Below are 7,979 nucleotides of genomic sequence, written 5' to 3' on the forward strand. Positions count from 1 at the left end.
AAAAGCGCCTTTAGTCTTGTCCCATAACAAGGCATCTCCTTGAACTTCTTGAGTAATATTCGTGATGTTTTGAGTAAGTTCATTAAACTTATTCGTGAGATTATTATTCACATTCTTGAAATTCTTATCAAGACCTGCAAATGCACTTCCAACATCGTTATAAGAATTACTTGTTACCTCACCTTTGTCAGAAATATTAGAGATTTCATAAGTTGGAACAGTTAAAGCACCATCTTTAAAGGAGGATGCTCCACCTAAGAATTTAGCAATATCCTCACCAATTTTATTGATCTGACCACCCGTAATTGCATCATGTGAATTTTCAGCAATATTACCATCAGCAACATTGTGAAGACCAACAGAGGTAGAATCCTTACCTTTTCCTAAAGTTATATTCGTATAATCAGTTTCACCCTTTTCCTTTTTATCGTAATGAACAACAGCGGAATCTTCTGACTGAAGATTGTTAGAAAGTTCCTTCAGACTTGCATCAAGCTGACCCTTGTTAACGGCATCATTGTCTTGTTCTGCATCTTTCACACCAGAAAGAGTTCGATTCTTACCATCATTATCGGAAATAGTGATTTTATTACCGTACTTTTCTGCGCCAATCTTGATTAGCTGCTTATCTTCATCCCACTTAACAAGGCTATCACTGACAACATTCGTAATTTCATTGTTAATCTCTTTGCGAACATTCGTGATGGAAGCACCAACTCCAGCCAAGGCCTCCGCTACAGTTTTATATTCCTTATCTTCAACATCACTGCCACCATCCTTAACTGTCTTAACCGTGAACGTAGGAGCGGTCCATTGGCCTTCTTCATATTTAGCGCCACCGCCGAAATACGAAGCAACCTTCTCATTTGTCTCAAAAAGCTGAGAACCATTTATTGCCTCAATTGAATCTTTAGAGATTGTTCCACCTATTACACCGGAAATGGTTCGGTTCTCATTATTCTTGTTTTGAAGATTAATTATAGTACCACCTGTTTCCTTACCAATGGTAATAGGATCGCCCTCTTTATCTTGTTTAACAAGGCTATCACTGACGACTTTGCCAATCTCCTTATTAATTTCATTATGAATATTCGTGATAGAATTATTAACACCTGTAAAAGCTGCAGCTACATTATCATACTTCTCTTCAGTCTCTGTACCTTCTGTATCAAACTTTTTAATCGTAAAACTTGGAGCGGTCCATTTTCCTTCTGTATAGCTAGCGTTACCACCGAAATACGAAGCAACACTGCTACCAAAACTATGAAGCTGATTACCAGCTATTGCATCACTTGAAGTAGCTGTAATGTCACCATTTGCAAGAAATGTAATTTTACTGTTTTCTGGGGTTGCTACAGTTCCATCTTTTTCTTCTTTGCGCTTTTCATGGCGCGCCACAAACGCATTTGCTTCCTTGTTCCATAACAAAGAATCCTGCGCCACACCTTCAGAAACTTCCTTAATCCGTGTATTAACATTCTTGATATTTGTATCAAGTCCTTCAAAAGCTGAACCGACATCAGTAAAAGGTTTATCTGTTATCTTGCCATCTTTATCAATCTCCGATAAACTATAGGTTGGATTTGTAAACACACCATTATTAAAAGTTGCATTACCACCAAGGAATTTAGTAACATTTTTAGAAATTGTATTGATCTGACCACCATTAACCGCATCATGTGAACTCTCAGAAATCACACCATCGGCAATATTATGCAAACCAACTGGTTTTTTATCTTTACCACCCAAAGTTACACTCGTGTAATTAATGGCGCTATTATCACCCTCTTCTTTATCGTAATGAACAACAGCTGAGTCATCAGATTGAAAACTATTAGAAAGCTTCTCTAAACTTTCATCAAGCTGGCCTTTGTTAACCGCTTCATTATTCTTTGTTGCTGCCGCCACACCAGAAAGAATACGCAACTCATTTTTGCTGTTGGTAAAACTGATTTCTGCACCTTCTTTTTCAGCACCAATCTTGATAACCTTCGTATCTTCATCCTGCTTGACAAGGCTATCACTGACAACAGTGGTCACATCATTATGAACATTCGTAACAGAAGTACTAATATCAGAAAGAGCTTCCGCTACACTATTATAGCTTTTCTCACTTTCTTTGCCTGCTGCATCAACTTTCTTGATAACAAAATTGGGAGCTTTCCATTGTCCATTCTCGTAGCCAGCACCACCACCTAAATATATCGCGAGAGTGTTACTCATTGAATAAAGCTGATTGCCGGTAATCGCTTCTGTTGAGCTTTCAGAAACCTCTCCATTTGCAAGAAATTTAATCTTGCTATTCGTTTTTGTTCCCTTTTTCTCCCCATGCTGTGCTAAAAATGCACCCTCAGCACTACTCCAATTTAAAGAATCCTGTGCAACACCTTCTGATACTTCTTTAATGCGCTGATTTACATGCTTGATATTTTCATCAAGACCTGAAAAAGCCGTGCCAACACCAGTATACGATTTATCTTTTACCTTACCTTCTTCAGAAACCTCGGATAATTTATAGGTTGGCTGTGTAAGAGCGCCATCTTTAAAGGAGGATTCTCCACCTAAGAACTTAGCAATATCCTCACCAATTTTATTGATCTGACCACCCGTAATTACATCATGTGAATCCTTGATAATCTTACCATCAGCAACATTATGGAGTGAAACTGGGGAAGAATCCTTACCTTTTCCTAAAGTTATATTCGTATAATCAGTTTCACCCTTTTCCTTTTTATCGTAATGAACAACAATGGAATCTTCTGACTGAAGATTATTAGAAAGTTCCTTCAGACTTTCATCAAGCTGACCTTTGTTAACTGCTTCATTATTCTTCGTTGCGGCCTTCACACCAGAAAGCGTCCGATCTGCTTGATCCTTATTTGCAATATTAATTTCTGTACCGCTCGTTTCTTTACCAACAGTGATAGGTGCAGTTTCATTATCCTGCTTAACAAGGCTATCACTGACAACATTCGTCACATCATTATGAACATTCGTAATAGAACTCGCAATACCTGCAAATGCATCCGCTATACTCTGATAGCTTTTTTCAATTTCAGTACCATCACCATTGACGGTTTTAAGCTTGAAGGTAGGTGCAAACCACTCCCCTTTTTCATACTTAGCACCACCACCGAAATATGTCGCAAGCGCACTACCCATCGAATAAAGCTGATTACCGGTTATTGCTTCTGTCGAACCCTTTAAAACGTCTCCATCTAACAAAAACTTCAATTTGCTATTGCTTTTGCCTTTACCTTCTCCATGCATCGCTACAAAGGCACTATCTGCCTCGCTCCAGTTCAAAGAATCCTGCGCTACACTTTCAGAAACTTCTTTAATACGCTGATTCACATTCTTGATATTTTTATCAAGTCCAGTAAAAGCACTACCGACATCGTTATAAGAACCGTCTGTTACTTTTCCTTCCTCAGAAACATGAGATAATTTATAAGTAGGGTTGGTAAAGCTACCATCTTTAAACGCCGCATCACCACCTAAAAACTTAGCAACATCTTGAGAAATCGTGTTGATCTGACTACCATTAATCGCATCATGTGAATTTTCAGCAATGGTACCATCCGCTATATTATGAAGTGCAACTAGTCCTGCATCCTTACCTTTACCTAAAGTCACACTGCTATAATCAGTTTTACCATCTGCCAGCTTATCGTAGTGAACAACAGCTGAATCATCAGACTGAAGGCTGATAGAAAGATCCTTCAGACTTGCATCAAGCTGCGCTTTATTGACTGCTTCATTGTCATTCTCTGCTGCCTTAATACCTGAAAGCGTCCGTTCTTTGCCCTTTTCGTCCAGAAGACTTATTTCCGTACCTGCTACTTCTTTACCAATAGTGATAACCTTCGTATCATCATCCTGCTTGATAAGGCTATCACTGACAACATTAGTTACATCATTATGAACATTCGTGATAGAACTCGCAACTCCAGCAAATGCTTCCGATACACTATTGTAAACCTTTTCCTCACCAGCACTACCATCAGAATTAACAGTTTTAAGCTTGAAGGTAGGTGCAACCCATTCTCCCTTTTCATTATAACCTGCACCTCCACCAAAATACGTCGCAAATGTCTGATTCATTGAATAAAGTTGATTACCAGTGACAGCATCCGTTGATTTAGCGCTAATCTCACCATTTGCTAGAAACGTAATTTTGCTATTGCTTCCTTCCGTTCCATGCTTAGCTAAAAACGCATTGGCTTCATTACTCCAATTCAAAGAATCTTGTGCAACTCCTTCTGAAACTTCCTTAATACGCTGATTCACATTTTTGATATTATCATCAAGACCTTCAAACGCACCACCCACACCATCAAAGGCGCTCGTGCTTACCTGACCATCTTCAGAAATATGCGATAATTTATACCTTGGCTGTGTAAGAGCTCCATCTTTAAAGGATGCTTCTCCACCTAAAAACTTAGCTACATCCTCACCGATTTTATTAATCTGTCCACCCGTAATCGCATCATGTGAACCCTTGGCAATCTGACCATCAGCAACATTATGCAAACCTACAGCTGCCTTATCCTTACCTTTACCTAAAGTTACACTCGTGTAATCAATGCCACCATTATCACCCTCTTTTTTATCATAATGAACAACAGCTGAATCTTCTGACTGAAGGCTGGTAGCAAGTTCCTTCAGACTTGCATCAAGCTGACCCTTGTTAACGGCATCATTGTCTTGTTCTGCATCTTTCACACCAGAAATAACCCGTTTCACACCGCTTTTGTTTGCAACATTGATTACAGTGCCATTTGTCTCCTTACCAACAGTGATAGGAGCCGTTTCGTTATCCTGCTTGACAAGGCTTTCACTCACTACATTCGTAATCTCTTTGCTGATCTCATTTTTTACATTCGTAACAGAAGTACCAACTCCAGCCAAAGCATCCGCCACATTGCTATAAGTTTTCTCTTCAGATTTACCATCATCCTTAACTGTCTTAACCTTAAAACTTGGAGCAGTCCATTTTCCTTGCTCATCATAACCTGCGCCACCACCAAAATAGGTTGCAAGTTGTTCGTTCAGCGAATAAAGCTGTCCACCCGTGACAGCATCCGTTGAATCTTTAGAAACATCACCATCTAAAAGAAACGTAATTTTGCTGTTGTCTTGTGTCCTTACGGCTCTGCCTTTTTCTTCTTTGCTCTTTTCATGACGTGCTACAAAGGCATTAGCTTTATCGTTCCATAACAAAGCATCACCTTTAACTTGCTGAGTAATATTCGTTATGTTTTTAGTAAGTTCGCTAAACTTATTTGTTACATTATCATTAACATTCTTGATATTGCTATCAAGCTGGCTTTTGTTAACAGCATCATTATTGTTCTTTGCTTCCCCAACACCAGAAATTATCCGATCCGCACCGCTTTCATTTGCAATATTGATTTCTGTGCCACCTACTTTTGCACCAATAGTGAGACGACTCGTTGTCTTATCTTGCTGAACAAAGCTCTCGCTTTCCACTTTGATAATCACATCTTTAACCTGTTCAGTCAATTTATTCTGAACATTCGTGATAGAACTTCCAACTCCTGCAAGTGCATCCGCTACATCAGGATATTCTTTGTTTTCTGTTTCGCCATCATCCTTAACGGACTTAACAGTAAATTTAGGAGCAGTCCAAGCGCCATTTTCATATTTAGCGCCACCACCAAAATATTTGGCTATATTCTCAGATACTGTTTTGAGATCACTTGTTACAGTTGTAACATTTTGATTTGTAGTAAACAACTGAGAACCAGTGACTGCTTCATCTGAATTTGCACTGAGATCGCCACCTAATAGACCGGAAATTTTCCTTGCCCCATTATCTTTATTCAGAATGCTGATTTCAGTGCCACCAGTTCCTTTCCCAATGGTGATAACACCTGATCCCTCAGCACGGAGACTGCGACTTAACGCCATCCCTTCTTCTTGCTTAACAAGAATACTGTCTCTTACATCAGCAATTTCATTATTTGTTGCCAAAAGTTGTGAACCATTTACCGCTTCTGTCGATCCTACTGAGAGCGCCCCATCTTTAACGCCTTTTAGCTCTTTATTGCCAGCATCAATACCACTAGTTGTTATTTTCGGACCACCTGTAATCACTAAGCCTGTTTCGTCTAAAGTATTTGTACCTGCCTTTACGCTCTCCAGTGTGATGTCCTTTGCTAAATCAAATTTTACCTTATTGTCCTCTTTGCCTTTTGTAATATTTAGGTTGCTACTTCCAGCTGCCAAATCCATTGGACTAGTTGAATTAACACTCGTCGTATCTGCACCCTCAACAGAGAGATCCCAACTTGAAGTTATAGAGTTTTTTAGAGCTTTTAGCTGCGCAACATTCACGGCATCAGTGTCGTTCGTGCCAGATGCAACACCAGAAAGAATTCTGGTTTTATTATCTTTATTGGCAATTGTGATTTTATCGCCATCTGTATCCTTACCAATGGTTATGAACTTCGTCTGTGCATCTTGTTTTACGAAACTACTAGTTGCTACCTGTTCTTTTATTTCCTTCAGCTGTCCAAAATTCACCGCATCGGTGCTTTCAGTACCCGTTGCCACTCCTGTTATCTTTTTACTGCCAACATCTATACCACCGGTGGTTATTTTCGGACCATTGGCAATCACTAAACCTGTTGCGTCTAGGGTACTGCTTCCTGCAGTTATTTTATTGACTGCAATTTCCTTAGCTAGATCAAATTTTACATTATTGTCTTTATCGCCCTTTGTAACCTGAAGATTTGCACTTCCAGCAGAAAAGTCTACCGTACTGTCCATAATAACGGTTTTACCATTCTTACCCCCAACAGATAGTTTCCAACCGTCATTTCTTACGACACTTTCTAAATCTTTTAACTGTATAACATTTACTGCATCAGTAGGTTCACTACCAGCTGCTACACCTATAATCTGCCGCGTTATGCCCTTACTAGGATTACCAACACTAACGGCACCCTGCGTACTTTTCCATTGCACTTCAGTGTTTACTGCCGGTCCCTGCTGCAAAGAAGCATACCCCAAAATATCCGCAGCCCTATCAGCTACAGAATTACTTCCTATAGCAACACCACCATCTAAAGAAACTAAAGAATTGGCACCTATTGCAACACCTTGGTGTATATCTACTTTTGCATGGTGACCAATAGCAACCGCATCTTCCCGCGTAGTGCCAGCAGAATCCCCCAACGCTATTGTAAATTTGCCGAAAGCTCTAGCTTGAAAACCTATGGCAATTGCTTTTTCATCTCCAGCAGTTGTTCTTTGCTCTTCAGTAGCATAGTCTGGAGCAGAACCAATCGCAATACTATTATGAGCATTAGCGTAAGAAGATAAACCTATAGCAATACTTCTATCTTGTTTTGCTTCCGCCAATGGACCTAACGCAATAGCATCATAACCTTTTGCACTCGCACTATAACCCTGCTCCAGAGGATGACCATTGCCTTTTGCTGCAGCTCTTTGGGTCGATACTGTTCTTAACAAACCAGGAGAGTTTGAAAAATCTACACCATCTATAGAATTCATATGAATACTTCTTGTGAACTGTTGTGCTTTTTTATCACTCACATTTTCAGCTTTGAATATACTTGACACACCTTTCCATGCAATACTACTATTTGACTCCAAAACATTCACAACAGAACTATAATCACTGACATCAGACAAGGTTTTGACTAAAAAATTTGCATAGTCATCAGAATCATTCAAACCAGCGACAAAGACGATACTTTTTGGATAAGACACACCAGGACTTTTTAAACCTTCAACAAATGTATTTCTAAAATCAGGATTTGCTGAAAAAACAGAGGTAATATTCGATACAAATGTAACTGCCACAGCCAATGAAAGAATTTGAACAAAAGAAAAACGAGAAAGTTTTATGGCATATAATTTCTTCATAATGAACTCCCCAAAAAAACCTTTAGAAACACACTTAAGAACACAAAAAAGACATATTTTAA

Annotated in this window: 1 protein-coding gene; it reads right to left on the reverse strand. The window is 39.2% G+C overall.

Annotated elements, in window-relative coordinates; all coding sequences use genetic code 11:
- On the reverse strand, positions 1-7,917 hold a 7,917-nt coding region (locus ACFIM1_RS08670), incomplete at its 3' end, for a hypothetical protein (protein WP_375694610.1).
- Between the last annotated feature and the right edge of the window lie 62 nt (positions 7,918-7,979).

This window comes from Bartonella sp. AC158YNML (genome assembly GCF_042196725.1).
Lineage (GTDB): Bacteria > Pseudomonadota > Alphaproteobacteria > Rhizobiales > Rhizobiaceae > Bartonella.